The sequence below is a fragment of the Streptomyces sp. SID13726 genome, assembly GCF_010548375.1.
In the GTDB taxonomy this organism is placed as follows: domain Bacteria; phylum Actinomycetota; class Actinomycetes; order Streptomycetales; family Streptomycetaceae; genus Streptomyces.
Map to the genome: position 1 here is coordinate 1 of NZ_JAAGLY010000277.1, position 508 is coordinate 508.

Annotated in this window: 1 pseudogene; it reads right to left on the reverse strand. The window is 72.0% G+C overall.

Features of this window, described 5'->3' with window-relative positions:
- Positions 1-508 (reverse strand): annotated as a pseudogene (locus G3I78_RS47605) (MFS transporter); the annotation flags it as partial.

Below are 508 nucleotides of genomic sequence, written 5' to 3' on the forward strand. Positions count from 1 at the left end.
TGCGCGGGACGCACGCGGCGCACGACCCGCACGCCGCCCAGGCCCGCCACGATCATGACGAGCAGGCCGGGCAGGAGCGCGACGCCCGCCTGCATGGGGGTGAGGCCGAGCACGAGCTGCACGTCCTGGGAGACGAAGAACAGGAACCCGACGAGCGAGAACACCGACAGCAGGTTGACGAGCACGGCGCCGCTGAACGCGCCGTGGGCGAAGAGCCGCACGTCGATCATCGGGTCGGGCCGGCGGAGCTGGCGGCGCACGAACAGCGTCCCGGCGACCAGCCCGACGACGACGCTCCCGAGCGCGAGGGTGCTCGCCCCGGACTTGGCGGGCATCTTGATGCCGTAGACGACGGGGGTCATGGTCGCCATGACGAGCACGATCGACACGACGTCGATGCGGCCCGGGGCGGGGTCGCGCGACTCGGGCACGAAGAACGGCGCGAGCGCGAGCAGCAGCACGAGCACCGGGACGGCGAGGAGGAAGACCGAGCCCCACCAGAAGTGCT